Source organism: Ferroplasma sp. Type II, from assembly GCF_000496155.1.
Window position 1 is genome coordinate 1 of record NZ_KI542857.1, and the last position, 1,078, is coordinate 1,078.

Sequence of the window (1,078 nt, forward strand, 5' to 3'; positions counted from 1 at the left end):
TATGATTAGATAATTTAATTACCTTGATATGTTTAGGCAATAATGGAAAAAAGCGCCAGTGTAAATAAAATTGTCGTTCTGTCAGCTTTTGGAATGTTTCTGGATGGTTATGAACTAACGGTTATAGCCTTTGCCGTGCTTTTAATACCCAATTATATACATCTCAGTAATTATTCACTAGAATATGGGCTACTTATAGCATCGGTAATAATAGGGGCAATTATAGGCACCATTTTAGTCGGGTATATCAGTGATCTTATAGGTCGGCGCAGAGTATATATTTCAACCCTGTTGTTTTTCATTATTTTTGATATGATTTCTGTATTTTCAGTTAATTTTTATATGCTTTTCATTTCCCGGGTTTTGCTGGGGGTTGTCATCGGTGCAGAATATCCTGTGGCCAGTTCATACATTGCTGAGGTAACCCCAGATAATAAGAGGGGATATTACCTGGCTCTGGTAAATGTATTTTTCAGCATAGGAGCCATAAGCAGTGCAATAGTTGCAGTTTTTATGTTTCCCTTCGGAAATATAGGCTGGCGCTTAATGCTGGGACTTGCAGTAATACCGGCAATAATTGTAGAGCTGTATAGATTTGCACTGCCAGAATCAAAAATGTGGGAAGAGAAAAAGGAAAAAACAGGTTTCCTTGAAATGTTTTCTAAAAAATATTATAAGAATATAGTCATAGCTGCAATGGTCTGGTTTCTCTATGATATAGTTGCATACGGTCTTGCACTGACGCTTCCAACCATACTGAAACTTGGCCATTTTGTTACAAATGTTGACAATGCACTTCTAACCTCATTCTTTCTTGTAATAGGCATAATATTTGGTATTTTTGTTATGATAAAGGTTGATAAATTTGGAAGAAAGGGAATTCAAATCACCGGTTTTCTTTTTATGGCTATATTATTCCTCATTCTTCCACATTTCTATTTTCTTGCCGGCATTATAGTAATTGTATCTTTTCTGGAGCTTTTCAATTCCTTTGGAGGGGCAACTGTTGGAATATTCCCTGCTGAAGTTACAATTACACGGTTCAGGGGAACATCATATGGATTTTCTTCCATGATGG

1 protein-coding gene is annotated in these 1,078 nt (G+C 36.1%); it reads left to right on the plus strand.

What is annotated here, in order from left to right; genetic code table 11:
- Positions 1–42: 42 nt before the first annotated feature.
- Positions 43–1,078: MFS transporter (locus AMDU4_RS14030; RefSeq protein WP_290705637.1), on the plus strand; the 1,036-nt coding region annotated here is incomplete at its 3' end.